We start from the raw sequence: 23,849 nt of genomic DNA, 5'->3' as shown, positions 1-23,849 counted from the left end.
CAGCCGCGGCTCGGGATCAAGCCTCCCACCACCTCCGCGAGATTGAAGATTGTCAACAATCAACAGCAAGGCTAGCCTGGACGCATGTCGAACCCAACCGAGCCTGCCGACGGTCACCGCCACGACGGCGATCAGCCGGCGCACGACCACGATGGCGGCGAGGCCTTCAGCCCGACGCATCCGTGCGTCGAACGCTCCTCCGAGCTCCACGAGGACCACGGGCACAGCCACGGCCTCGGCGATCACACGACTGCAACGGGCAAGCACCGCAAGAAGCTCATCATCGTCCTCGCGATCACGGCGAGCGTGTTCCTCGTGCAGATCATCGGCGCCTTCGCCTCGAACTCGCTCTCCCTGCTCGCCGACGCCGGCCACATGCTCACGGACGCGGCCGGCGTCACCGTCGCACTCCTCGCCAGCTACGTCGCGACGCTCCCCGCTTCCTCCCGCCGCACCTTCGGCTTCCAGAGAGCAGAGGTGCTGGCGGCGCTCATCAACGGACTCATCCTCGGCGTCATCGCCGTCACGATCTTCATCGAGGCGATCCGCCGATTCGGGCAGGAGGTCGAGATCGAGTCCGGGATCATGCTCGCCGCGGCGGTCATCGGCGCCGTCGCGAACCTCGTCTCGCTTCTCGTGCTGCGATCAGGCCAGAAGGAGAGCCTCAACGTACGCGGCGCGTACCTGGAGGTCCTCGGCGATCTCCTCGGCTCGGTGGCCGTCATCATCGCGGCCATCGTCATCTGGGTGACGGGGTGGATGGTCGCTGACCAGATCGCGTCCATCCTCATCGCCATCCTCATCTTCCCCAGGGCCATCAGCCTCCTCCGCGAGGTCGTGGACGTGCTCATGGAAGCCACCCCGAAGAACGTCGACCTCGACGCGACTCGCAGGCACCTGCGGTCCGTGCCCGGGGTCGTGGATGTGCACGACGTGCATGCGTGGACCATCACCTCCGGCGTCCCCATGTTCTCCGCCCACGTCGTCGTCGCGCCCGAGACGCTCGACGAGCGGGGCCTCGACGCCGTGCTGTGCGAACTCGACGCGTGCCTGAAGGAGCACTTCGAGACGAGCCACAGCACCTTCCAGGTCGAACCGGCCACCCATGTCGACCACGCGGCCCACTCGGGCCAGCTCCACAGCTGAGGACGCACCCCATGAGCACAGCAGCCACGCTCGGCCTTCAGAGCCAGCAGACTTCGGCGATCATCGCCGACCATCTCCGCGAGCAGGTCATCGATGGTTCGTTCGCACCAGGCGCGCAGCTGAACGAGGCGCGCATCGCCGCTGACTACGAGGTCTCGCGTGGGCCGGTGCGTGAGGCACTGCAGCGGCTCGTCCAGGAGGGCCTGCTCGAGAGCCGCCGCAATCGTGGCGTCTTCGTCCGCGAGCTCACCGATGAGGACGCCGCGGAGATCTTCGCAGCCAGGGAGGTGCTCGAATGCGCGGCCGCCGCCGTCATCGCGGCCAAGTCCTCCGCCGAGCGCGCGAGCATCGCCTCAGCCCTGTCCGCCATCGTGGGGGAACTGCATGCCGCCGCCGATGCCGGCGACGAGGTCAGGGCGCTCCGCCTCGACCACGCATTCCATCGGAGGTTCGTGGAGAGCGCCGGCAACTCGCGCCTCTCCCGGGCGTACTCGACCATCGCGACCGAATCGCTCATCTGCACCTCGCACGCAGTCGGCGCGCACCCCGCGCTGGGCGACTTCAGCACCCACCACGAGGAACTCGTCCGCCTCACCGAGCAGGGTGACATCGAGGGCATTCACGAGGCCGTGCACCGGCACCTGACGCCGCGCACCGCCTGACCGGCACCAGAGCTCGAGGCGCAGAGACGAAGAACGCATGCCCCTGAGGGCATGCGTTCTTCGCACGCTCAGCGCTCCGGGCCGCCGAATGGGAACCCGGAAGACCGGACTTCTAGCCGCTGAGACCGTCCAGCACAGCTGCCGTTCCGGAGAGGCCGAGGCGAGAGGCGCCGGCTTCGACCATGGCAAGCGCATCCGCCGTCGAGCGGATGCCGCCGGACGCCTTCACGCCGAGCCGTTCGCCGACCGTCGCGCGCATGAGCGCCACGGCGTGGGTGGATGCTCCACCAGCGGCGGAGAAGCCCGTCGACGTCTTCACGTAATCGGCCCCCGCAGCCTCGGAGGCCCGGCAGGCGGCGACGACCTCATCATCGGTCAGCGCGGCCGACTCGATGATGACCTTGAGGAGTGCGGAAGGGGCGGCCTCACGGACTGCGGCAACATCCGCCTGCACGAGGTCGGCCCGGCCAGCCTTCAGCATGCCGATGTCGATGACCATGTCGAGCTCGTCAGCGCCGTCAGCGACGGCCCGGGCGGCCTCTGCTGCCTTGATCGCAGAGTGGTGCTTCCCGGAGGGGAACCCGACGACGGTCGCGATCTTCACCTCGCCCGGGTCTCCCTGCACGGGGAGCATGTTGGGCGAGACGCAGATGGAGAACGCCTTCAGGACCTTGGCCTCCTCGAGGAGGGCAGCCACCTGCCCAGGGGTCGCGTCGGTCTTCAGCAGCGTGTGGTCGACGATGCCCGCGAGCTCGGCTCGCGTGACCTGGTCATCCGGATGCGACTGGTCGTTCAATTCCGTCATCAGCTGACGACGTTGATCTGCACGTCGACGTTGCCGCGGGTGGCGTGCGAGTAGGGGCAGATGTCTTCGTGCGCGATGCGAGCAACCTCTTGGGTCTCCTCGCTCGACAGGTTCGGCGCGTACACGTCGTGGACCACCGAGAGCTCGAAGCCGGTGGGCTCGCGCTTGCCGATTCCCACCGAGGTGGAGACGGCGGCGTCCTTGGTGTCCTTGCCGAGCTGCTTGCCAGCCGCGTGGAATGCGCCGAGGAAGCAGGCCGAGTATCCGGCGGCGAAGAGCTCTTCAGGGTTGGTGCCCTCTCCGCTTCCACCCATCTCCTTCGGGGGACGCGTGTCGAGATCGATGCGGTCGTCTTCCGAACGCACGTGGCCGTCGCGGCCACCACCGGAAGCGTGGGCAATTGCGGTGTACACAGGAGTCGTCATGGGTCCATGGAACCACGTCTGCTGACGGACACGCTGAGGCGAGCTCCGCGTTCTCGTTCAGCGGGCTGTTGTTGTGTCGACGGGACCCGCCTCGCCGACCAGCTCCACCCCGGCTTCGACCCGTGTACGCAGCCGCTCGCGGACTGCCGGCCACTCGGACTCGATGACGGAGAAGCGGACTGTGTCTCGCCAGGTGCCGTCCGCACGGAGCTGGTGACGCCGCAGCACCCCTTCCCGGGCAGCACCGAGCTTGGCAAGCGCCGCCTGCGAACGTTCATTGCGGTTGTCGACGCTGAACTCGACTCGCCCGAAGCCCACCCGGAAGAGGTGGTCGAGGAGCACCAGCTTCGTCGCCGGGTTCACGACGCTCCCCCACACCGCTGGCGCGTAGGCGGTCCACCCGATCTCCGCCGATTCCCTGGCCAGGTCAACGCGACCGATCGACGTCGTGCCGACGGCCCGCCCGTGCTGCGGCCCGCCGTTGACTCTGACGATGTAGGTGCATCCGTTTCGGGGCCCAGGCGTGTAGTTCTCCACCCAGTCGTCCCAGTGTCGACGGTCGGGCATCCCAGCTGGACCCCCACCCCATCCGGACGCGAACACCTCTGGCACGCAGAGGACATCGCCGAGTTCCGCCCAGCCTGCCGCGCTCGCCGGATGGAGCGAGATGTGCCGGCCTTCCAGGACCTGCGAGGGATCGAGATGCATAGCCTCATGAAACACGATCCGAGCGCCCCGACCGACAGCGACGCGGCCAATGCAGCGAGGCGCGATGCGAGTTCGGGCACAGCGGCACGGAATGCCGATTCCGTTTTCACAGCCTTGATCGGCCCATCGCATTCCCTGCGAAGCACCAGATCAAATTCGGATTCGCCAGCACACCGATCGCAAGGCATGTGGACGATCCGAATGGACTAAATGGTTCATTAGCTGCACCAGATGCGCGCGTCGACCCGCCACCCCCGTGTTAGCTTCCTTCATGTGGCGAGCGCAACGACCACCGTCCGGGCAACCTCACGAAAGTGAAGCCGCCTTCGGCAGCGCAGCCACCCCATCCGTGAGATCTCGAGCTGCGGTTCGAGGTGGGGAACGGAACAGAGAGCAACCAAATACTCCCCTCGCCGGTGCGTAACGCCGGGTTCGAGAAACTGCAGCCCGAATCAACACGGGGTGGGCGTCATCGGGGGACGACGCCCGACTGCACTCCTCATCTGGCGACCGCGGCAGGGGACGATGGGCACCAACCTCGGGGGAGGTTGGTGCCCATCACTGCTTGCGCGGGCGGTGACGGGCGGCTGAGGTCAGGAGGCTCGGTACCTGCCCGGCCGATGATTGAGCATGATGATGAGGCTCAGCACGCCGGCACCGAGCGCCGAGATGAGCACCTGCGACGGGTCGAGGACGGTGAAGGAGGCAAGCATCACCAGCAGGTCGAGCGCCAGCAGCACGTAGCCGGCCCGCACGCCGAACCTCTCCTGCGCGACAAGTGCGACGACGGTGAATCCGCCGAGGCTCGAGTTGTGCCGGAACAGGATGAGCAGCCCGACGCCGCACAGGACGTTGCCGAGCACCGCCGCGTAGACGGGAGGCAGCTCGAGAGGCCCCACCCCCGCGACGGATGCGTGCAGCGAGGTCAGTACGGAGACGAGCGCGATCGAGGCGAGACTCCTCACGACGAACCGCCAACCCTTGCCTCGAGCGGCGAGCGCGAAGAAGGGCAGGTTCACGACGACGAAGATGACCCCGAACGGAACGGGCAGCACGTACCCGAGCAGCAGTGCCAGGCCGGCGGTCCCTCCTGTGACGAGGCCGCCCGACTTGAGGAGGAAGAGCCCGAACGAGATGACCAGAACTCCGACGGCGAGGCCGGCGATGTCGTCGAGAGCGCGGTGGCGTGGAGGCGCGACGAGTTCAGGCATGCGCTGAGCATGTCCCCCAAGGGTATTCTGCGCAAGACAAGCTGCGCGGACTGAGCAGTTTGCACGCTCTCCGCACCTGAGGAGGAGATTTGCCCAATCATCGTGGCTTCGACGCCCTGGACGCCCGCATCATCCGGACGCTCGACCGACTCCCTGGCGCCTCCGTGCTCGCCCTCTCGAGAGAGCTCGGCATCGCCCGGAACACCGTGCACGCTCGCCTGTCGCGGCTCACCGACGAGGGGATGCTCTCGCCGGAGAGCACCCGCCTCAGCGCCGCCGCCCTCGGCTATCCGCTGACCGCCTTCGTCGCGCTCTCCCTCAGCCAGAACGCCGCCGACGAGGCCTACGAGCGACTCGGCGAGATGGCCCAGGTCGTGGAGGTGCACTCGACGACCGGTGATGCCGACCTGCTGGCGCGTGTCGTCGCCAAGGACACCAGCGACCTACATCGAGTGACGCGCGCCATGCTCGAGCTGCCCGGCGTCACCCGGACGAGCACCACCGTCTCGCTCTCCGAGGTCGTGCCGTACCGGCTGGCGCTCATCCTCGACGATCTCGCTGAGGGCTGATCCGCGCCGGCGCCTGCCTGACGCACCCAGCCCACGCAGAGAAGTGCGGCAGATGCAGGCTCCCATTCTCGGGAGCATGCATCTGCCGCACTCTTGTGGCCGGGCAGGGGCTGCTTAGTCCTGCTTGGTGGAGAACGCCGAGTCGAACGCCGCCTCCGACGGGCGATACGTGGAGAGCTTGCGCACGAACCCCAACGCCTCCGGGGCACCCACGAGACGGTCCATGCCCGCGTCCTCCCACTCCACCGACAGCGGACCCTCGTAGCCGATCGCGTTCAACATGCGGAAGCAGTCCTCCCACGGCACGTCCCCATGCCCGGTCGAGATGAAATCCCACCCACGCCGCGGATCCGCCCACGGCAGATGCGACGACAACCGCCCATTCCGACCATTCGACAGGCGCTTCTTCGTGTCCTTGCAATGCACGTGATAAATCCGGTCCTGGAAGTCCCACAAGAACCCCACCGGATCGATGTCCTGCCACACCATGTGCGACGGATCCCAGTTCAACCCGAACGACTCCCGATGCCCGATCGCCTCCAACGCACGCTTCGTGGTCCAGTAGTCATACGCGATCTCCGACGGATGCACCTCGTGCGCGAACCGGACCCCGACCTCCTCGAACACATCCAGGATCGGATTCCACCGGTCCGCGAAGTCCTGATACCCCGCGTCCACCATCGCCTCCGTCGCGGGAGGGAACATCGCCACGTACTTCCAAATGCTCGAGCCCGTGAAGCCGGTCACCGTCTTCACACCCAGCGCCGCCGCCAGGCGGGCCGTGTTCTTCAACTCCTCCGCCGCACGCTGCCGCACCCCCTCCGGCTCCCCGTCACCCCACACGCGGTCGGACACGATGTCCCGGTGGCGCTGATCGATCGGGTCATCACACACGACCTGACCCTTCAGGTGGTTCGAGATCGTCCACACTTTGAGACCATTGCGCTCGAGCACGTCAAGCTTGCCCTGGACGTACTCGGCGTCATCCCACCGCCACGGATCGAGGTGATCACCCCAGCAGGCGATCTCCAAGCCGTCGTAGCCCCACTCCCCCGCGAGGCGCGCAACCTCATCGAACGGCAGATCGGCCCACTGACCGGTGAACAACGTGACAGGACGAGACATGTACTAGCTCCTCTGGAGTTCTGGTTCGACTGAGGTGTGCGGGGCATCGCTCGGCACGGGAATAGAGACCCACGAACTGCCGTGTGCCGAGCTCTCCTCGACGGCGGCGAGTACCCGCTGGACGGCGAGGCCGTCGGCGAACGAGGGCGCCGGAGCTCGGTGAGCCGCGATGTCCTCGACAAGCTCGACCGCCTGGTGCGTGAAGGCATGCTCGTAGCCGAGGCCGTGGCCGGCCGGCCACCACGCCTTGATGAATGGATGGTGCTCTGGCTCGGTGACGATGATGCGCGTGTACCCGGCCGTGGTGGGATCGCCGCTCGCATCGAAGTACTCGAGCACGTTCATGTCCTCGAAGTCGAAGGCGATGGATCCCGTCGTGCCGTTGATCTCGAGCCTGATCGCGTTCTTCCGCCCGTACGCGAAGCGCGTCGCCTCGAAGACGGCGATGGCGCCGCCCTGCAGGCGACCGAAGAAGACTGCGGCATCGTCGACCGTGACGGGGCCGCGCTCGGTGCCGCCGGTTCCGGAGAGCCCCGCGAAATCCTCGGCGACGGGTCGCTCCTTCACGAACGTCTCCACGAGACCGGAGACTCCGCTCAGCTGCTGGCCGGTGATGAAGTGGGTGAGGTCGACGATGTGCGCCCCGATGTCGCCGAGCGCACCCGAGCCGGCCTTCTCCTTGTCGAGACGCCAGGAGAGCGGCGCGTTCTCGTCGGCGAGCCAGTCCTGCAGGTACTGGGCTCGCACCTGACGGATGTCGCCGATGCGACCATCAGCGACGAGCTGCTGCGCGAGTCGGATCGCCGGCACTCGCCGATACGTGAAGCCGACCATGGCGCGCACGCCGTGAGCCTCGGCGGCGATCGCCGCCGCGTTCATCCGCTCGGCCTCCTCGACTGTGTTGGCGAGCGGCTTCTCGCAGAGCACATGCTTGCCCGCCTCGAGCGCCGCGATGGCGATCTCGGCGTGTGTGTCGCCCGGCGAGCAGATGTCGATGAGCTGCACGTCGTCGCGAGTCAGCAGCTCCCGCCAATCTGAAGTGCTCGATGCCCAGCCGAGCTTGTCAGCGGCCTGCGCCGCCTTCGCGGCGTTCCGGCCAGCCACGACGCGCATCTTGGGCGCGAGCGGCAGGTCGAAGAAGCGGGGAGCGTTCCGCCACGCCTGCGAGTGCGCGGCCCCCATGAAGGCGTAGCCGACCATGCCGATGCCCAGGTCCGGCTGTGCGTCTTGACTCATTGTTCACTCTTTCATTCAGGAGGCCAACGCGGGGCGGAGTCAGAGAGGAGGAGAGCCCCGCCCCGCGCGGACAGTGTGAGCAGCTGGTTACGACTCGAACGCCGCGTCGATGTAGTCGCCGACGTTCTCGCTCGTCACGACGGGAGCGTAGAGCTGCACAAGACGCGGAACGCTCTGCGACGTGAGGTCGCCGAGCGAGCGGTCGTGCGCGATGAGGCGGGCCAGCTTGATGCCATCGGCCGCCTGCGTCGACGGGTAGACGACGGTCGCCTTGACGACACTGTCGCCCTCCTGGATCTCGCGCATCACGTTCGCCGAGCCCGCGCCGCCGACGAGGAAGAACTCGTCGCGGTTGGCGTTCTCGATGGCCGAGAGGACACCGACACCCTGGTCGTCATCGTGGTTCCACATCGCGTCGATCTGCGGAGCAGCCTGCAGGAGGTTCGTGGCCGCCTGCTCACCACCCTGCACCGTGAAGTCGGCAGCGACCCGGTTCGAGACCTCGAGACCGCAGTCGCCGAGCGCATCCGCGAAGCCCTGGCTGCGCTCCTGGGTGAGCGGGAGGGAGTCGATGCCGGCGATCTCCGCGACCACGGCGTCTGGCTTGTCCGCGAGCTGCTCGCACATGTACGTGCCAGCGCTGACGCCCATGCCGTAGTTGTCGCCGAGCACCGTCGTGCGAGCGGCGAAGGGGCTCGTGAACTCGCGGTCGACGTTGATGACCGGAATGCCCGCCTCCATCGCCTTCGTTGCGACCTCGGTGAGGGCGGCGCCGTCGAAGGGCAGCAGCACGATGGCGTCGACGCCGTCGTTGATGAAGCCCTCGATCTGGCTGATCTGCAGGTTCACGTCATTCGTGCCCTCTGCGACACGAAGCTCGACGTCTTCATACTTCGCGGCCTCCGCCTCGGCGGCGGACGTGATGGCGCCCATCCAGCCGTGGTCGGCTGCCGGGGCCGAGAAGCCGATGACCAGCGGCTCGCCGGCCGCGTCGTTGTCGGACGCCGTGGCGTTGCCGCCTGCTGGAGCCTCGCCCTCCGCCGCCGGCGGGGTGTTCGAGAGGCAGCCGGTGAGCAGCAGCAGCGCCGAAGCGGCCGTTGCGCCTGCTGCGAGGATCCGGCGCTTTCGGGAAGCTGTCTTCCTGAAGGAACTCGTGGACATGGGGATCTCCTTTGATGCTGCCATGGTGATGGGGTTTGGGTCTGGTGGGGTTCGGTGGGTCTGGTGAGGATCGGGCTGGAGGGCCTGGCCCCCAACCCGTCCCGCGGCTAGGACGTCTTGGCCCGCGACGAGAAGCGCTGCTGGAGGAGGACGGCGATGACGATGATCGCGCCCTTCGCGATGGCCTGCACGGAGCTGTCGAGGTTCGCCTGGATGAAGATGTTCGTGAGGGTGGCGAAGATGAGGACGCCGAGGACGGTGCCGACGATCGTGCCGCGGCCGCCGACGAGCAGGGTGCCGCCGACGACGACCGCCGCGATCGCATCCAGCTCGTAGAGCATGCCGTTGGTGGACGAGCCCGCCGTCGTGCGGGCGAGCATCATGATGGACGCGATGCCGGCGGTCAGACCGACAAGCGCGTAGAGGTACATCGTGTGGCGCTTCACCTTGATGCCGGCGAGGCGCGCGGCCTCCGGGTTGCCGCCGACGGCGACCGTGCGGCGGCCGAAGGTGGTGCGGTTCAGGAGGAACCAGCCGCCGATCGCGACGAGCACGAAGATCCACACGATGACCGGGATGCCGAGGAGGTCGCCGCGGAACGTCTCGAGGAAGGAGTCGACGTTGACGATCTGCGTGCGACGACCGGCGATGAGCTCCGCGAACCCACGGGCGGCGACCATCATGGCGAGCGTCGCGATGAACGCGACCACCTTGCCGTAGGCGATGAGGATGCCGTTGACGACACCGGCGCCGAGCCCGACGAGCAGCGAGGTGAGCACGATGACCCACCATCCCCACGCTTCCGCGTAGGCCTGCGTGGAGAGCGTCGTCGCCCAGACCGAGGCGAGCCCGAGCACGGAGCCGACGGACAGGTCGATACCGCCCGCCGTGATGACGAACGTCATGCCGATCGAGAGGACGCCGATGATGGACGCCTGGCTCAGCACCACCATGAGGTTGTCGACGCTCGCGAAGCGCTCACCCGCCGAGACCGTGCCCGCGATGCAGAGGACGACGAGCGCCAGGATGAGGCCGAAGTTGCGGGCGGAGCTGCCACGGAAAAAGCCGCCGCGCTTGGCGTTGTCGCTGGCGACCTCGTGCTCCACGCGCGAGCTCTCGTCGGCGGCGGGGGCGGTGATCGTGCCGTCCTGGGAGGGCGGGCCGCCGTTCGGGGCGGAGGACTGGGGAGTCTGAGTGCTCATGCTGCGCTGCTTTCCATAACCATGTCGAGTACGGCGTGCTCATCGAGAGCGGATGCCGGGCCTTGGTGGACGACTCGCCCCTCGGAGACGACGAGCACCCGGTCGGCGAGGCCGAGGACCTCTGGGATCTCGCTCGAGACGACGACAACCGCCGCGCCTTCGTCGGCGAGCTTGCGAATGAGGGCGTAGATCTCAGCCCGCGCACCGACGTCGACGCCTCGGGTCGGCTCATCGAGGAGCAGCACACGGCAGCCGTGCACGAGCCAGCGGGCGAGCATCGCCTTCTGCTGGTTGCCACCCGAGAGCGTGCGGATGTCGCGGTCGACGCCGGCCGGCCGCAGGTCGAGGTACTCCGCCTGTTCCTTCGCAGCGCGGCGCTCATCGCCTTCCTTCAGCCAGGAGAACGAGGCGAAGCGCTGGAATGTGGAGAGCGTGATGTTCCGGTAGACGGGCTCGTCGAGCAGGAGCCCCTGGCTCTTGCGCTCTTCCGGGGCGAGGCCGATGCCCGCGTTCACGGCTGCCGTGACCGAACCGCGCGTGAGCGTCTTGCCCTCGACTGTGACCGTGCCACCGGTCGCCTTGCGCGCCCCGTAGATGGTCTCCATGATCTCGCTTCGACCGGCGCCGACGAGCCCCGCGAATCCGACGATCTCGCCAGCGGAGACAGTGAACGAGACATCCGAGAACGTGTCAGCGAGCGCGAGGTCCTGCACGTCGAGCAGCACGGGTGCATCCGATGGGAGCTCAGGGGATTCGGGGAACAGGTACTCGACCTTGCGGCCGGTCATGAGCGTGATGAGCTCCGAGGTCGGAGTCTCGCTGACCGGCAGGTTCTGGGCGACCGTGCGGCCGTCCTTGAGCACCGTGATGCGATCGCCGATCGTGCGGATCTCCTCGAGCCGGTGCGAGATGTAGATGATCGCGACACCCGCCTTGGTGAGCTCCTCGACCACGCGGAAGAGGTTCGCGACCTCCTCCGAGTCGAGCACCGCGGAGGGCTCGTCCATGACGATGATGCGGGCCTCGTGCGAGAGCGCCCGAGCCATCGAGACGATCTGCTTGCCAGCGGCGGAGAGCTCGCCGACCTCGGTCGTCGGTGAGATCTCGGAGTGCCCGAGCCGCGCCAGAATCTCCTTCGTCCGCTGCTTCGCCTCGGCACGCCTGGAGACGCCCGCGGTGTCGAGTTCGTGCCCGAGGTACACGTTCTCCGCGACGGTCAGGCCGTCGACGACGTCGAGCTCCTGGTACATCGTGGCGATGCCGAGCCCGAGGGCAGCGACGGGGTTCGGGATGGTGATGGGCTCGCCGTTCAGGAGCAGCTGGCCCTCAGTGGGCTGGTGTGCGCCTGCGAGCACTTTGATGAGCGTCGACTTGCCTGCACCGTTCTGGCCGAGCAGGCAGTGGACTTCGCCGGGGAGGACGTCGAGGTCGACGCCGTCGAGCGCCCGAGCACCTGGGAACTGCTTGACGATGCCGCGCATCTGCAGGAGGGGGGAGGGACCCGATGTGGGGTCTTCGTTGACCATGTGTCGAAAGCTACCGCCACTTTTGTCGATGGTCAAGCAAAAGTGTCTTGCCTGTTGCACAATTGAGATACGCCGCTACACAGAAGCGTCGCAGTCACCGAAGACGGGCAGGGCGGTAACGTGGCGAAGTCGGTTCCCGCCGACCACCGATCCAAGAGAGAAGACGCGCATGGTCATCGAGCAGCTGCCGAAGTCGGCGTCGCGCCAACCGGGGCCCGGAGAGCTCTTCCAGATGCTCCGCGACGGCGCCCCCCGAACGCGCGCCGAGCTTGCATCCGTCACCGGCCAGGCCCGCTCCACGGTCGCGACGCGCATAGACATGCTCATGTCGGCGGGCCTCATCGTGACCGTCGGCGAAGCCCACTCGACGGGCGGCAGGCCCCCCGCCGTCTTCGCCTTCTCCCCCGAGAGCAGAGTTGTCCTCGCCGTCGACCTCGGCGCGACCCACGCGAGAATGGCCCTCACCGACCTCGCCTCGAACATCATCGCCGACTCCGAGGACAAGCTGCCCATCGACCTCGGGCCGGACGCGGTGCTGGCCTGGGTGTGCAAGAAGGGCGATGAGATGCTCGCCGCGTCGAGCCGCGGGCGCCGCGAGCTCGTGAGCGTCGGCGTCGGCCTCCCCGGGCCCGTCGAGTTCAGCTCCGGCCGCCCCATCAACCCGCCCATCATGCCCGGCTGGGACGACGCCGACGTCGCCGGCAGGCTCGGCGCGCACTTCGACGCTCCTGTGCTCGTCGACAACGACGTCAACATCATGGCCCTCGGCGAGCACCGGAGCGAGTGGCCCGAGGTCTCTGATCTGCTCTTCGTCAAGGTCGCGACCGGCATCGGCTCCGGCATCATCGCGGACGGCTCGCTGCGACGTGGGGCCAGGGGTGCCGCAGGCGACATCGGGCACATCGCCGTGCCTGGCGCCGAGAACATCCCCTGCAGGTGTGGCAACCTCGGCTGCCTCGAAGCCGTCGCCGGGAGCGACGCCATAGCCCGCAGGCTCCGCGAAGAGGGCATCGAGGTGTCGGGCAGCGGGCAGATCGTGGCGCTCGTGCGCTCGGGAGACCTCAGCGCAGCCCGCGCCCTCCGTCAGGCCGGCCGCGACGTCGGCACCGTGCTCGCCGCCTGTGTCAGCATGCTCAACCCGTCGATGATCGTCATCGGCGGGAGCATCGCGGAGGCGGGCGAGCAGCTCATGGCCGGCATCCGCGAAGTCGTCTACTCGCGCTCCCTGCCGCTCGCGACCCAGCATCTTCGGGTCGTGGCGTCGCGAGCCCGAGGCGACGCCGCGATCCTCGGCGCCAGTGCGCTCGCCATCGATCACGTGCTCTCGGCCGAGGCCATCGACGCGGCCCTCGCCTAGCTGCTCGCACCGGTCGGCCGCGGCGAGGCCATCGAGCGACACAGATCGTCGACTCTCGGACAGCCAGACGCGGTGCAGCAGGCAGCAACGCACCGCCGACTACGCTGGATCGGTGCCAGAATCGGTGCAGGAGAGTCCCATCCTGGAGCAGACAGCACCGCATCTCTCCCGGGCGGGGAGCCAGGACATCACGGGGAGCGAATGAACGACCGGCAGCCAAGGGCAGCGCACGCGATCGCCTGCGACCCGAGCACACCGCTGCAGGTGCTCGTCGATCTCGCCGCCCAGCGCTGGGACCTCCATGGGCTCATCGCGGCGAACCCAGCCGCTTCCCCTGAGCTCATCCGTTGGATCAGAGGCGTCAATCCGACGCTGTCGACCGGACGAGCGCCAGGTCACCAACCAGCGCCGTCAGCAGCAGGTCGTGCACTCGCACCGGCGGCAGCACCGCACGTGCCTCGCCGAAGCCGCGGAGTCGGCGGCTGGCTCGCCGGGTGTGGATGCCTGGCCGTCGTGGCCATCGTTGCCGTCGTCGTCTTCGCCGGTTTCGGCGCACTGCTCTTTTCCGGGGGTGATGAGACGGGTGGCCTCTCCAGCGCGGCGACACCCGATGCTGCCCCAACGGCAGATTCCGAGATCGACACCCAGCGCGCGCTCTACGCGGACGAACGCGCCAAGATCGACGAGCTGTCCCTCGAGTTCGAAGAGTCGCCCGTCGCCTGGCTCGTCGCTGACTTCGAGTGGCTGTTCCGGCAGGACGAGAAGATCGCTGATCCGAACCTGCTCGAGTACACCGCGCAGACGCTCGCAGCGCAGGCGAAGACGTTCCGCGAGGGCCTCGAGGTCAGCGTCGCTGAGGCGCAAGCCCGTCGCGTGAACACCAGCGGACTGGTCACGGAGAGCATCGTGGACACGGCAGGCAAGGGCTTCCTCGACGTTCAGTGGGATGCGGCAACCGCGTGCACGGCCGACGATCGGGAGGATTGGCGCACGACAGGGTGCATCACGAAGGAAGACTCGCTCACCGTGCATCTGCTCCCGGAGAGCGAGCTCGGCGAGTGGTCGAGCAAGTTCACCGTCGTGCACGAGCTGGCCCACGTCTACCAGCGTGCCGACAACGCCAGCGTCTTCGACTATCGCGGCGAGTACAACGACCTGCTCGCGCAGGGCCTCTTCCAGGGCAGTGCCGAAGCCATGGCCGACTGCTACGCCTTGACCTACTACGGTGAGTGGTCGCTCACGAACGGCGACACGACCACCGGCTACGGCTACGTGTGCGACGAGAACGAGCGTTCAGCGATTCGAACCTGGGCGTCGAACATGAACGCGCCCATGCAGTAGCGCGCCTAGGGAACCAGCCGATCGCTTGCCCAGCAGTCGACTCCTCGTGTGTGGCGGCAGCGGATGTGCTCAGCGCCGGAGAGGTCGACCGCGTCGATCGCGTCGACCGTGACCCGGACCCACGCGAAGCGCTCGAACGCAGCCTCGTCGCCCGTCCCCCGACCGTCGGCGCTCCCCTCGGCCAGCCGAGTCCCGGGCACCTCAGGCTTGTCGTAGAGCCGCTTCGACCCCGCCCCGAGCCCCTCCCAGATCTCGCGCCGGACCGCAGCGTCAGTGACGATCTCCGCGCGGCCGTCCAGGCGCAGCTGCACGTCGAGGTCCGGATCGTAGAACGTGAGGGCCGCTCGCTGGTTCTCGGCCAGCTCCCCGACCTTCGCCGTCCGACTGTCCGTCGCGAACGCCACGACGCCGCGCCGCTCATCCACGGCTCGCAGGATCACGGCGCGGACGCGGGGCTCGCCGCCCGACGCCACGGTGCCGAGGTAGCCGAGCGTGAACGGCGTGCGCCCCGTCGTGGCTGCGACGAGCGACGCCCACACCTCACCGACGTCGCCGACGTCGAGGCTGCGCTCGACACTCACGGCAGGATCGAGTCGACGTAGCCGCCGTCGACGCGCAGGGCACCTCCGGTCGTCGCGGAGGCCAGCGGCGATGCCAGGTAGGTGACCAGGTGCGCGATCTCCTCCGGCTCGATGAGACGCTCGATGAGCGACTGCGGCCGGTGCCGCCGCATGAATTCGCGCTGCGCCTCATCCCAGGCGAGGTCGTCGCCCACGAGCTCGGCCACGAACGCCTCGACCCCGCCGGTGTGCGTCGGTCCCGCGATGACGGCGTTGACGGTCACCCCGGTGCCCTTCACCGCCTTCGCGTAGCCGCGCGAGACCGCGAGCAGCGCCGTCTTGGTCATGCCGTAGTGGATCATCTCCTCAGGAATCACGACGGCTGAATCGCTCGCGATGGAGATGACCCGACCCCAGCCGCGCGAGGTCATGCCGGGGAGGTACTCGCGCATGAGACGGGCGGCCGACAGCACGTTCACCTCGAAGTAGCGCAGCCATTCCTCGTCGCTGATCTCGAGAGCGGGCGTACTGCCGTAGATGCCGAGGTTGTTGACGAGGATGTCGAGGTCAGGGAACGCCGAGCGGACGACGGCCGCGCCCTCTGCCGTCGCGAGGTCGGCGGGCACCCCCTCGATCGTCGCGTCTGGCAGGCGCCCGCGCAGCTCGGCGACGGCCGATTCCACGCTGGCGGCTCCGCGCCCGTTCACGATGACGTGCGCGCCAGCGGCGGCGAGATCCGCGGCGATCGCAAGGCCGATGCCTTGCGTGGAACCCGTGACGAGGGCCGTGCGGCCCGAGAGATCGATGTGCATGCGCCGATCCTGGCACCACCGCCTGACCGGGCCGTGCAGATCTGGCCGGCCGGTCAGGCCAGGTCGTCGAGGGCGTCGCGGGCGACTCGCATGGCGTCGTTCTGGCGGGCGCGGATGCGGGTCCGGAGCTCCCCGAGCACGGCCGCAGCGTCGCGGTCCTCTGCACCCGTCTTCTCGCTCTCTCCCTCCTGCGCGGACTGCCCGAGCTGCTCGCTCAGCGCGCCGAGCTCCTCGTCGAGCATCGACGAGTCCTGCAGCTCGCCGAAGGCCTGCGCGAGGCGCTTCCACTCCTTGCGCTGCTTCTTCGCCGTCGCGTCCGGCAGCTCGTCGATGGCCTCGTAGCCATAGCGGACCGACTTCGCGGCCTTGCGCACGTCGTGCCAGCGTTCGAGCTTCTTCGGCTTCTTGCGCGCGCGTTCCGTCCGCTTCTCGACCGTGCCGATCGCTGTGCGGGTCAAGCTCCGCATGGTGCCGAGGGCGCGCCGGTCGGCGGGCCCGGCGAACGGGGGCGCGGTGACGAAGGAGACGAGGCTGTCGTGCAGTGCGTCCCAGCGCTCCCCATCGAGTTCCGCCCGGAAGGACGCCAGAGCCGCTGCGTGCCGGTCGGCGATGAGCGCCTCGATCCGCACTCTGGCGAGTTCCACAGCCCCCGCGGCCGCCTCGAGGTGTCCGGCCGAGTCGAGTTCGGCGAGCACGAGCTCGCGGAGGACCTCCGCGTCGCGGGCAGCTCCGAACACGCCGCCAGCCCACTTGAGTTCCGCGGCGAGGGACGCGACAGCATCCGCTTCGAACAGGGAGCCGAAGACCTTGAGGAGGCTCCGCAGCCTGCGCAGCGCGACCCTCGCCTGGTGCACCGCGTCCGGCGCATCCACGCGGGCCGCGGCCTCCTGCTCCTGGAACTCGCCGAACCGCGAGGCGATGGCGAAGACGACCGCGTCACCGGCCGCCCCCTGCCCCGTTGGCGCCTGCGCCGGCTGGACGCCGTCGAGGCTGCGAACGAGCTTGGAGCGGTGGACGGACGGGGTGAGGCCCGCGTCGAAGAGCACCGCCTCGATCTCGTCGAAGACCCGGGTCGATGCGCCGTCCGCCAGCTCGACCTCGAACTCCCGCCACTCGAGCGTGCGCTCCTCGCCGATGCGGACGACCCTGGCGTGCACGACGTCGTCGCAGATGAGCGCCGCGAGCGCGTCGTCGTCGCCCCTCGCCCCTCCGGCCGACCACGCGCCGCCGCCACGCACCTCAGTGGTCGTGCGCGTCGTCGTGAGCTCCACGAGCGGAAGCACGGGGCGCTCACCGATGATGTCCGCGAACTGGGCGCGCAGCTCCGGCGGGATCCGCCGCGGGGCACCCACGGGAGCGTGGACCTCGATGCGCTCGTCGCCGCTGCGCGGACGCTTCAGGTGCCACCCCTCGTCGTCGCCGCCCGTGCGGCGACGCAGCACGCAGCGGGCGTCGAGGATCGCCAGCTCGGGAGTGTCGACATACTCGGCGACGAGGGTCTCCGTGACCGGCTCCCCTGCTCGGAGCCCCGCGCCGAGCCTCGAGAGCTCGGGCTCCCCCGCCCCCTCGGGAATGTCGTACTTCCGCTCGATCTCCCGCTGCTCGGAGGTCGTCCGAACCTGATCGTTCTTCGACTCGATGCTCATTCGGAAAGGCTAGCTCCCGGAGCCAAGCGCGGCCCTCATGAGCGGGAGCTGCAGCGGCAGACGAGCAACCGAGACGACAAACGCGGCGACCGACGAGGCCGTGCGCTTCCGCCACGCCCGGCGGCCCAGGTCGACGCTCATCTGGGCGTTGGCGGGCCAGACCGCGAGCAGCACGGCCGCGCTCGCGAGCCCCGCGATCGACCGTGTCGATGGGCGCACGAGCCCTGCCGCGCACGCCAGCTCGGCGACGCCGGACGCGACCACCAGCTCGCGGCTGCGCCCCCGCAGCGGTTTGGGGATGATCGGCTCGAAGACGGCGGGCTTCATGAGGTGGATGACCCCTGAGACGGCGAAGGGGAGGACGACGATCCACGGGATGGCCCCGCCGTGTCCGCGGGAGGAAGGTTCGACTGTTCTGGGCGACATGGAAGCATCTTGCCCGGCGCTCCCGAACGCCACCCAGTCGCCACCCACCGGGGTCCGCTAGCCCTGTTGGCCTTCCTCGGCGAGGAAGGCGAGGGCTGCTGCACGGAAGTCACGCGAGCCGGGAGCGTTGAAATGGTGACGGTCCGGGATCTCGAAGAAGCGAGCCTGCGGCGTCGCCGCGGAGAGGGCTCTGGACCCCTCGATGATGCCGTCGCGGGATCCGGTCGCGAAGAGCACCGGCTGCTGCGGCACACGACCGAGGTCGGGGTCGGCCTTGCCGGATGCGCGCATCCCTTCGGCGATCGCGAGCAGGGCCCGCAGGTCGTTGCCGCCGACGCGCTCCGTGAGGGCGAGGTAGTTCTGCGTCACCGGGTCCTGCACGGGGGTGCCGTGGTCGATGAGCTCGCGCACCTGATCGATATCGAGGCGCCCGAGCGGCACGCCGTCCGGGACTCCCCCGAGCACCACCCGCGGGATGCGGTCGGCGAAGTCCTGCGCGACCTCCCACCCGACGCGGGCGCCGAGCGAGTAGCCGACGTACAGTGCGGTGTCGACGAGGTAGGCGTCGAGCACGGCCTCGACGTCGGAGGCCAGCGTGCGGATGTCGTAGTCGCGACCCTCGTATGGCTTGTCGCTCTGCCCGTGTCCGCGCTGGTCGAGGCCGAGCACGCGGTAGCCGGCGCGCAGCAGGTCGCGCACCCAGCCCGTCGCCACCCAGTTATCCTTCGTGCTCGACGCGAAGCCGTGCACGACGATAACCGTCGGTGCGTCCACATCTCCCCACGTGTAGGTGGCGATGCGGTGACCGTCGCCGACCATCACGAACTGGGGGTCTGGGAGGACGGTCAGGGCTGCGGGGGCGCTATTCACGTCGTCGATTGTCTCAGGCGTTGCGCCCTTGCCCGCACACGGGCGCAACGCTTCGATTCGGGCCGCCCGCACGGGTCTCGACGACGAAGCCCGGACGATTCCCCGAGGTGGGGGCTCGTCCGGGCTTCGGCCGGCGAGGCGCGGTCAGTCGATGAGGTCGTGGATCTGGATGATCTCGTCGCGCTTCGGGCCGACGCCGATCGCGGAGATGCGGGCACCGGAGAGGCGCTCGAGCGCCTGCACGTAGAGCTGCGCGTTCTCGGGCAGCTCCTCGAAGGTGCGGCAGCCGGAGAGGTCCTCGGTCCAGCCGTCGAAGTACTCGTAGATGGGCTTCGCGTGGTGGATGTCCGACTGCGAGACGGGCATCTCGTCGAAGCGGACGCCGTCGACGTCGTAGGCGACGCAGACGGGGATGCGCTCGATGCCGCTGAGGACGTCGAGCTTCGTCATGACGAAGTCGGTGACCCCGTTGATGCGGGCCGTGTAGCGCGCGACGGGAACGTCGTACCAGCCGGTGCGTCGCGGGCGTCCGGTGGTGGTGCCGAACTCGCCGCCACGCGTGCGGAGCAGCTCACCCCACTCGTCGAACAGCTCGGTCGGGAAGGGGCCGGCGCCGACGCGCGTGATGTAGGCCTTGACGATGCCGATGATGCGGTTGATCTGGGTCGGGCCGACACCGGCGCCTGTGGATGCGCCTCCCGCCGTCGACGACGACGAGGTGACGTACGGGTAGGTGCCGTGGTCGACGTCGAGCATGGTCGCCTGGCCGCCCTCGAAGACGACGTTGCGGCCAGCGTTGAGGGCGTCGTAGAGCTCGAGCGAGGTGTCGCCGACCATGGGACGGAGGCGCTCGGCGTGGAGGAGGAGCGCGTCGACGATCTCGTTGACCGTGATCGCGCGACGGTTGTAGACCTTCACGAGGAGGTGGTTCTTGCCGAAGAGCGCTGCTTCGACCTTCTGGCGGAGGATGTTCTCGTCGAAGAGGTCCTGCACGCGGATGCCGATGCGGTTGATCTTGTCGGCGTAGGCGGGGCCGATGCCGCGCCCGGTCGTGCCGATCTGGCGCTTCCCCAGGAACCGCTCGGTGACCTTGTCGAGCGTGGTGTGGTAGCCGGTGATGAGGTGCGCGTTCGCGGAGACGCGCAGCTTCGAGGTGTCGACGCCGCGCGCCTCGAGGTGGTCGATCTCGTGGAAGAGCACGTCGAGGTCGATGACGACACCGTTGCCGATGACGGGGGTCACGCCTGGGGTGAGGATTCCGGAGGGCAGCAGGTGCAGGGCGTACTTCTCGTTGCCGATCACGACCGTGTGGCCGGCGTTGTTGCCGCCGTTGAACTTCACGACGTAGTCGATGCGGTCGCCGAGGAGGTCGGTTGCCTTGCCCTTGCCTTCGTCGCCCCATTGGCCGCCGATGATTGCTACGCCTGGCATGTGTCGCCCCTGTTCTGTCGGATCGGCGCAGCTCGCGCCTGTCGTGTGCGTGGCGTGAGCCGCGCGGTCGGCGGGCCGTCTCGGCGGCCCTGCCTTGTTTCCTGCTTGTCTGCTGGTGCGGATGCGCCGCTAGCTCGCCGCGTGCATCCGCTCGATCTCGGTGATCGCCTGCGGGTCGGCGTCGTGGAGCAGGCTGGCGAGGCGCTCGGGCTCGCCTTCCTCGCCGATCTCGGCTGCGCTCCGTCGGAGTGCGTAGAACGCGCGCAGGACTCCCTTGTTGGGGTCGTGCGACCACGGCACGGGGCCTTGGCCTCGCCACCCGGCTTTGCGGAGGGCGTCGAGCCCCCGGTGATAGCCGACGCGTGCGTAGGCGTACGCGCCGATCGTGTTGCCGTCGGCGTGCGCGGCGTCTGCGAGCGTCGCCCACGCCAGCGATGAGGCCGGGTGCTTCTCGACGATGGCCGCAAGCGCAGCCTGGTCGTGGGGCAGGTTGGACAGGTCGTCGACGACCTCTGGCTCAGCCGCAAGGCGCGTCTCGGGGATGCCGAGGAGATTCGTTCCGGTCACGGGAGCCGATTCTATCCTGTGCTCGTTTCGGGGCGCGATCGAGAAGCGAAGCTGTGGAGAAGCGAGGCTCAGGAGACCGGGAAGGAGGACTGCTGTACCAGGCCGCCATCGACGGGCAGGCAGACCGCGTTGACGTACTTGGCTTCGTCGGAAGCGAGGAAGAGCGCGGCGTTTGCCACGTCGTAGGGTTCGCCCATGGTTCCCGTCGGGGAGAGCGCGTTGCGTGCTGCGAGCATCTCCTCCACGGAGGCGTAGGCACCGGAGATCTGCGCGTGCATCATGGGTGTCTCGATGAAGCCTGGCGCGACGCAGTTGGCGCGGATGCCGCGTGAGGCGTACTGCAGTCCGAGGTTCGTCGTGAACTGCACGAGTGCGCCCTTCGTCGCTGAGTAGCTCGGGTAGTTGTAGCCGATGTAGCGCATCCCCCCGACCGAGGCGATGTTCACGATGGCCCCACTGCCAGCTTGGAGCATGCCCGGCAGCACGTACTTGCAGGTGAGGAACGCGCTCGTGAGGTTCACATCCATGACGGTGCGCCATTCCTCGAGCTCCATCTCGACGGGCCCGCCCATGCGGGCGATGCCGACGTTGTTGTGGAGCACGTCGATACGGCCATGGCGTTCCAGGGCGTCGTCGGTGGCTCGGGCCACGGCGGCTTCGTCGGTGACGTCCGCGACAACGCCGTGCACGTCGGCGACGCGGCCGACACGGCCGCATTCTTGCCTGACGCGGTCGATGCCGTCGACGACTGCACTGAGTTCCCGGTCGACGATCGTGATCGCCGCCCCAGCCCTCGCGTAGACGATGCTGGCGGCGAGCCCGTTGTTGAGGGCGCCTCCTACCGAGCCGCCTCCGAAGACGATCGCGGTCTTGCCAGCGAGCCGCATGGGCTCCCCCTTCGTTCGAGGATTTCACCGCGCACCCTCCTGGGGCGCGGCATGCACTTGCCCGCTCGGCGCTGCCCGCCCCAGCCCGAGCGCTCCATGGGCCGGGGCGGGGCGGACGACGCCCTGCGGTCAGCTGGTTCGACCCAGCTCGGCCAACTCCACGTGGCCTGTCTCGCCGTGCGTTCTCGCTGGACCGACGACTCGTCGCACGGCCGCGACGACGTCCTCCACCGACGGCACCACGGCCGCCTCGAGCTCTTCGGCATAGGGGATGGGCGTGCGCGCGGCGCCGAGACGGACCGGAGCCGCGTGCAGCGCATCCCACGTGTCTTCGACGACGTTCGCGACGAACTCCCCGCCCCAGCCGTAGTCTCTGACCGCTTCGTGGGCGACGACGAGGCGCCCCGTCTTCCGGACTGATGTGTAGACGGTCTCCATGTCGAAAGGGAACAGCGTGCGCGGATCGATGACCTCGACGCTGATGTTGTCCTCGGCCAATCGCTCGGCCGCCGCGAGCGAGCGGATGAAGAGCTGCTGAGTCGCGACGATGGTGACGTCACTTCCTTCTCTTGCTACCCGAGCCTGACCGAAGGGCACCGGCTGGAAGTCGACCTGCCCCTTGTCGTAGTACATGTTCTTGTGCTCGAGGAAGATCGTCGGGTTGTTGGTCGTGACGGCGTGACGGAGGAGCCCGTACGCGTCTCCCGGAGTCGCCGGGACAGCGACCTCGAGACCCGGAATGTGAGCGAAGAGCGTCTCGAGGGACTGCGAGTGCTGCGCTGCCTTCCCGATGCCGGACCCCCCGTTGGTCCGGATCACGAGAGGTACCTCGAACTGGCCCCCGAACATGTACCTCGCCTTCGCGGCCTGGTTGATGATGCCGTCGAAGCCGAGGAAGCTGAAGTCCGAGTACATGATCTCGAGGATGGGGCGGGTACCCCTGGCCGCGGCGGCCCCGACGGCCGAGATGAGCACTTCCTCGCTGATCGGCGTGTTCAGCACACGGTCGTGCCCGAACACATCGCCGAGCTTGCGGGTGACGCCATAGATGCCGCCGCCCGTGCCCCACGTGGTGATGTCCTCGCCGATGACAAACGCCTCGGGAGTGTCGGCGAGGATGTCGTGGAGTGCTGCGTTGAGGGCACGCCACGTGCTGAGGTTCTTCGTCGTCGCGCTCATGCTGCTGCTCCTGTCCTGATCCGGGTGTTGTCCTCGTAGACGTCGGTGAACGCCTCGGCGACATCGGGCGTCGGGGAGTTCCTCGCGAACTTCTCGGCTTCCTCGACCTCGGCCACGATGCGCTCCTGCGCGGTGATCCACTCCTCCTCGGAGATGACGCGTGCCTCGAGGAGCTGCGCGGCGAGGGCTGCGATCGGGTCCTTGCCTCTCCAGCGCTCGACTTCTTCGGCATCGCGATAGATCTCCGAGTCTCCGGCCATGTGACCGAGGTAGCGGTACGTATCGGCGACGATGAAGCTCGGCCCGCCGCCAGCACGGGCGATCTCCACGGCTTGCGCCGTGGCTTCGTAGACCTCGCGCAGCTGCATGCCGTCGACGTTGACGCTCCGAACTCCGTATGCCGTGCCGCGCTGGCTGAAGTCGGGCTGGGCGACCATCTCCTCGACCGACGCAGACTGCGCATAGTGGTTGTTCTCGAGAACGAAGATGACGGGCAGCTTCCAGATGGCGGCGAGATTGAAGGCCTCGGCGAGCACCCCCTGGTTGGAGCCCCCGTCGCCGAAGTACGCGACGGCGACGGCGTCGTCGCCCTTGATCTTCGAGGCGAGCGCTGCACCCGTCGCGATGCCGATGCCAGCGCCGACGATGCCGTTCGTGCCGAGTACGCCGAGTTCCCGCACACCGATGTGCATGGATCCACCTTTGCCGCCGCAGTATCCGTCGCGTCTGCCCAGGATCTCTGCCATGGTGCGTCCGAAGTCTGCCCCCTTCGCCAGCGTGTGCGCGTGGCCTCGATGGTTGCTCGCGATCGCATCGTCTGGCCGCAGGGCGAGCGAGACGCCGACTGCGACCGCTTCCATGCCGACGGATGGATGCGTGGAGCCCCGGATGAGGCCCTCCTCGGAGAGCAGCGGCATGCGTCGTTCGAACTCGCGGATCTTTGCCATCTGCATGAGCCCCTCGAGGCCCACCGCAGCGTGCGTGTAGTTGCTCATGT

General features: G+C 68.3%; 24 protein-coding genes. 5 read left to right on the top strand and 19 right to left on the bottom strand.

Annotation, left to right across the window (positions count from 1 at the left end; all coding sequences use genetic code 11):
* Positions 1-84 precede the first annotated feature (84 nt).
* Both ITJ67_RS09260 and ITJ67_RS09255 read left to right on the top strand, forming a co-directional pair.
* Positions 85-1,146, top strand: coding sequence for a cation diffusion facilitator family transporter (locus ITJ67_RS09260; RefSeq protein ID WP_160070804.1), 1,062 nt, complete (start codon positions 85-87; stop codon positions 1,144-1,146).
* An 11-nt stretch (positions 1,147-1,157) separates the two neighbouring features.
* Positions 1,158-1,808, top strand: coding sequence for a GntR family transcriptional regulator (locus ITJ67_RS09255; RefSeq protein WP_160070805.1), 651 nt, complete (start codon positions 1,158-1,160; stop codon positions 1,806-1,808).
* Between the two features lie 112 nt (positions 1,809-1,920).
* Here the strand turns inward: ITJ67_RS09255 and deoC are convergent, their stop codons facing one another.
* The 4 genes from deoC to ITJ67_RS09235 all read right to left on the bottom strand — a co-directional run bounded on the left by deoC (position 1,921) and on the right by ITJ67_RS09235 (position 4,957).
* On the bottom strand, positions 1,921-2,613 hold the full coding sequence (gene deoC, locus ITJ67_RS09250; protein ID WP_194677421.1) for a deoxyribose-phosphate aldolase: 693 nt from the start codon (positions 2,611-2,613) through the stop codon (positions 1,921-1,923).
* Positions 2,613-3,038, bottom strand: coding sequence for an organic hydroperoxide resistance protein (locus ITJ67_RS09245; protein ID WP_104298057.1), 426 nt, complete (start codon positions 3,036-3,038; stop codon positions 2,613-2,615). Before ITJ67_RS09245 ends, deoC begins: the two co-directional genes overlap by 1 nt.
* A gap of 57 nt (positions 3,039-3,095) precedes the next feature.
* Positions 3,096-3,746, bottom strand: coding sequence for a GNAT family N-acetyltransferase (locus ITJ67_RS09240; RefSeq protein ID WP_194677420.1), 651 nt, complete (start codon positions 3,744-3,746; stop codon positions 3,096-3,098).
* Positions 3,747-4,339: 593 nt separating this feature from the next.
* Positions 4,340-4,957 carry a YitT family protein gene (locus ITJ67_RS09235; RefSeq protein ID WP_194677419.1) on the bottom strand — a complete coding sequence of 206 codons (618 nt, stop codon included), beginning with the start codon at positions 4,955-4,957 and terminating at the stop codon, positions 4,340-4,342.
* An 89-nt stretch (positions 4,958-5,046) separates the two neighbouring features.
* Here ITJ67_RS09235 and ITJ67_RS09230 point away from each other — a divergent pair, with 89 nt between their 5' ends.
* A complete protein-coding gene (locus tag ITJ67_RS09230) occupies positions 5,047-5,526 on the top strand; it encodes an Lrp/AsnC family transcriptional regulator (RefSeq protein ID WP_194677418.1) in 480 nt (159 codons plus the stop codon).
* Positions 5,527-5,640: 114 nt separating this feature from the next.
* Here the strand turns inward: ITJ67_RS09230 and ITJ67_RS09225 are convergent, their stop codons facing one another.
* From ITJ67_RS09225 to ITJ67_RS09205, 5 genes are all read right to left on the bottom strand, one after another.
* The gene (locus ITJ67_RS09225; protein WP_194677417.1) at positions 5,641-6,651 is read right to left on the bottom strand and encodes a sugar phosphate isomerase/epimerase family protein; all 1,011 of its coding nucleotides are present in this window, start codon (positions 6,649-6,651) and stop codon (positions 5,641-5,643) included.
* Positions 6,652-6,654: 3 nt separating this feature from the next.
* On the bottom strand, positions 6,655-7,887 hold the full coding sequence (locus ITJ67_RS09220; protein ID WP_194677416.1) for a Gfo/Idh/MocA family protein: 1,233 nt from the start codon (positions 7,885-7,887) through the stop codon (positions 6,655-6,657).
* An 87-nt stretch (positions 7,888-7,974) separates the two neighbouring features.
* Positions 7,975-9,048, bottom strand: coding sequence for a substrate-binding domain-containing protein (locus ITJ67_RS09215; RefSeq protein ID WP_104240084.1), 1,074 nt, complete (start codon positions 9,046-9,048; stop codon positions 7,975-7,977).
* A 107-nt stretch (positions 9,049-9,155) separates the two neighbouring features.
* Positions 9,156-10,250, bottom strand: a complete 1,095-nt coding sequence (locus tag ITJ67_RS09210) for an ABC transporter permease (protein WP_194677415.1) — start codon at positions 10,248-10,250, stop codon at positions 9,156-9,158.
* On the bottom strand, positions 10,247-11,776 hold the full coding sequence (locus ITJ67_RS09205; protein ID WP_160070813.1) for a sugar ABC transporter ATP-binding protein: 1,530 nt from the start codon (positions 11,774-11,776) through the stop codon (positions 10,247-10,249). Before ITJ67_RS09205 ends, ITJ67_RS09210 begins: the two co-directional genes overlap by 4 nt.
* A gap of 169 nt (positions 11,777-11,945) precedes the next feature.
* Between ITJ67_RS09205 and ITJ67_RS09200 the strand changes: the two genes are divergently transcribed.
* Together ITJ67_RS09200 and ITJ67_RS09195 are read left to right on the top strand one after the other, a co-directional pair.
* Positions 11,946-13,133: an ROK family transcriptional regulator gene (locus tag ITJ67_RS09200; protein WP_194677414.1), complete on the top strand. Its 1,188-nt coding sequence runs from the start codon at positions 11,946-11,948 to the stop codon at positions 13,131-13,133.
* 201 nt (positions 13,134-13,334) lie between these two features.
* The gene (locus ITJ67_RS09195; RefSeq protein WP_194677413.1) at positions 13,335-14,474 is read left to right on the top strand and encodes a hypothetical protein; all 1,140 of its coding nucleotides are present in this window, start codon (positions 13,335-13,337) and stop codon (positions 14,472-14,474) included.
* Positions 14,475-14,479: 5 nt separating this feature from the next.
* Here ITJ67_RS09195 and ITJ67_RS09190 read toward each other — a convergent pair whose 3' ends face one another.
* From ITJ67_RS09190 to ITJ67_RS09145, 10 genes are all read right to left on the bottom strand, one after another.
* Complete coding sequence (locus tag ITJ67_RS09190) at positions 14,480-15,055, bottom strand: pyridoxamine 5'-phosphate oxidase family protein (RefSeq protein WP_194677412.1); 576 nt, start codon at positions 15,053-15,055, stop codon at positions 14,480-14,482.
* Positions 15,052-15,846: an SDR family NAD(P)-dependent oxidoreductase gene (locus ITJ67_RS09185; protein ID WP_160070817.1), complete on the bottom strand. Its 795-nt coding sequence runs from the start codon at positions 15,844-15,846 to the stop codon at positions 15,052-15,054. The genes ITJ67_RS09190 and ITJ67_RS09185 overlap by 4 nt, the downstream gene beginning before the upstream one ends.
* Positions 15,847-15,899: 53 nt before the next feature.
* Complete coding sequence (locus ITJ67_RS09180; RefSeq protein ID WP_194677411.1) at positions 15,900-17,492, bottom strand: CYTH and CHAD domain-containing protein; 1,593 nt, start codon at positions 17,490-17,492, stop codon at positions 15,900-15,902.
* A gap of 9 nt (positions 17,493-17,501) precedes the next feature.
* On the bottom strand, positions 17,502-17,918 hold the full coding sequence (locus ITJ67_RS09175; RefSeq protein WP_194677410.1) for a DoxX family protein: 417 nt from the start codon (positions 17,916-17,918) through the stop codon (positions 17,502-17,504).
* 57 nt (positions 17,919-17,975) lie between these two features.
* The gene (locus ITJ67_RS09170) at positions 17,976-18,737 is read right to left on the bottom strand and encodes an alpha/beta fold hydrolase (RefSeq protein WP_160071545.1); all 762 of its coding nucleotides are present in this window, start codon (positions 18,735-18,737) and stop codon (positions 17,976-17,978) included.
* 195 nt (positions 18,738-18,932) lie between these two features.
* A complete protein-coding gene (locus ITJ67_RS09165; RefSeq protein ID WP_104305762.1) occupies positions 18,933-20,219 on the bottom strand; it encodes an adenylosuccinate synthase in 1,287 nt (428 codons plus the stop codon).
* A gap of 129 nt (positions 20,220-20,348) precedes the next feature.
* The gene (locus tag ITJ67_RS09160; RefSeq protein WP_104240074.1) at positions 20,349-20,786 is read right to left on the bottom strand and encodes a DUF3151 domain-containing protein; all 438 of its coding nucleotides are present in this window, start codon (positions 20,784-20,786) and stop codon (positions 20,349-20,351) included.
* A 68-nt stretch (positions 20,787-20,854) separates the two neighbouring features.
* On the bottom strand, positions 20,855-21,673 hold the full coding sequence (locus ITJ67_RS09155; RefSeq protein ID WP_160070820.1) for an SDR family NAD(P)-dependent oxidoreductase: 819 nt from the start codon (positions 21,671-21,673) through the stop codon (positions 20,855-20,857).
* 129 nt (positions 21,674-21,802) lie between these two features.
* Positions 21,803-22,852 (bottom strand): alpha-ketoacid dehydrogenase subunit beta, encoded by a 1,050-nt coding sequence (locus tag ITJ67_RS09150; RefSeq protein ID WP_194677409.1) that lies wholly within the window; start codon positions 22,850-22,852, stop codon positions 21,803-21,805.
* Positions 22,849-23,847 carry a thiamine pyrophosphate-dependent dehydrogenase E1 component subunit alpha gene (locus ITJ67_RS09145; protein ID WP_194677408.1) on the bottom strand — a complete coding sequence of 333 codons (999 nt, stop codon included), beginning with the start codon at positions 23,845-23,847 and terminating at the stop codon, positions 22,849-22,851. Before ITJ67_RS09145 ends, ITJ67_RS09150 begins: the two co-directional genes overlap by 4 nt.
* Between the last annotated feature and the right edge of the window lie 2 nt (positions 23,848-23,849).

Source organism: Pseudoclavibacter sp. VKM Ac-2867 (genome assembly GCF_015351275.1).
Classification (GTDB): Bacteria; Actinomycetota; Actinomycetes; order Actinomycetales; family Microbacteriaceae; genus Pseudoclavibacter.
Note: the sequence above shows the minus strand (reverse complement) of the source record. Positions and strands in the feature narration are given on the sequence as shown.

Coding starts and splice junctions, on each gene's coding strand:
- ITJ67_RS09260 (WP_160070804.1), top strand. CDS start 85: ATGTCGAACCCAACCGAGCCTGCCGACGGTCACCGCCACGACGGCGAT.
- ITJ67_RS09255 (WP_160070805.1), top strand. CDS start 1,158: ATGAGCACAGCAGCCACGCTCGGCCTTCAGAGCCAGCAGACTTCGGCG.
- deoC (WP_194677421.1), bottom strand. CDS start 2,613: ATGACGGAATTGAACGACCAGTCGCATCCGGATGACCAGGTCACGCGA.
- ITJ67_RS09245 (WP_104298057.1), bottom strand. CDS start 3,038: ATGACGACTCCTGTGTACACCGCAATTGCCCACGCTTCCGGTGGTGGC.
- ITJ67_RS09240 (WP_194677420.1), bottom strand. CDS start 3,746: ATGCATCTCGATCCCTCGCAGGTCCTGGAAGGCCGGCACATCTCGCTC.
- ITJ67_RS09235 (WP_194677419.1), bottom strand. CDS start 4,957: ATGCCTGAACTCGTCGCGCCTCCACGCCACCGCGCTCTCGACGACATC.
- ITJ67_RS09225 (WP_194677417.1), bottom strand. CDS start 6,651: ATGTCTCGTCCTGTCACGTTGTTCACCGGTCAGTGGGCCGATCTGCCG.
- ITJ67_RS09220 (WP_194677416.1), bottom strand. CDS start 7,887: ATGAGTCAAGACGCACAGCCGGACCTGGGCATCGGCATGGTCGGCTAC.
- ITJ67_RS09215 (WP_104240084.1), bottom strand. CDS start 9,048: ATGTCCACGAGTTCCTTCAGGAAGACAGCTTCCCGAAAGCGCCGGATC.
- ITJ67_RS09210 (WP_194677415.1), bottom strand. CDS start 10,250: ATGAGCACTCAGACTCCCCAGTCCTCCGCCCCGAACGGCGGCCCGCCC.
- ITJ67_RS09205 (WP_160070813.1), bottom strand. CDS start 11,776: ATGGTCAACGAAGACCCCACATCGGGTCCCTCCCCCCTCCTGCAGATG.
- ITJ67_RS09200 (WP_194677414.1), top strand. CDS start 11,946: ATGGTCATCGAGCAGCTGCCGAAGTCGGCGTCGCGCCAACCGGGGCCC.
- ITJ67_RS09195 (WP_194677413.1), top strand. CDS start 13,335: ATGAACGACCGGCAGCCAAGGGCAGCGCACGCGATCGCCTGCGACCCG.
- ITJ67_RS09185 (WP_160070817.1), bottom strand. CDS start 15,846: ATGCACATCGATCTCTCGGGCCGCACGGCCCTCGTCACGGGTTCCACG.
- ITJ67_RS09180 (WP_194677411.1), bottom strand. CDS start 17,492: ATGAGCATCGAGTCGAAGAACGATCAGGTTCGGACGACCTCCGAGCAG.
- ITJ67_RS09175 (WP_194677410.1), bottom strand. CDS start 17,918: ATGTCGCCCAGAACAGTCGAACCTTCCTCCCGCGGACACGGCGGGGCC.
- ITJ67_RS09170 (WP_160071545.1), bottom strand. CDS start 18,737: ATGGTCGGCGACGGTCACCGCATCGCCACCTACACGTGGGGAGATGTG.
- ITJ67_RS09165 (WP_104305762.1), bottom strand. CDS start 20,219: ATGCCAGGCGTAGCAATCATCGGCGGCCAATGGGGCGACGAAGGCAAG.
- ITJ67_RS09155 (WP_160070820.1), bottom strand. CDS start 21,673: ATGCGGCTCGCTGGCAAGACCGCGATCGTCTTCGGAGGCGGCTCGGTA.
- ITJ67_RS09150 (WP_194677409.1), bottom strand. CDS start 22,852: ATGAGCGCGACGACGAAGAACCTCAGCACGTGGCGTGCCCTCAACGCA.
- ITJ67_RS09145 (WP_194677408.1), bottom strand. CDS start 23,847: ATGAGCAACTACACGCACGCTGCGGTGGGCCTCGAGGGGCTCATGCAG.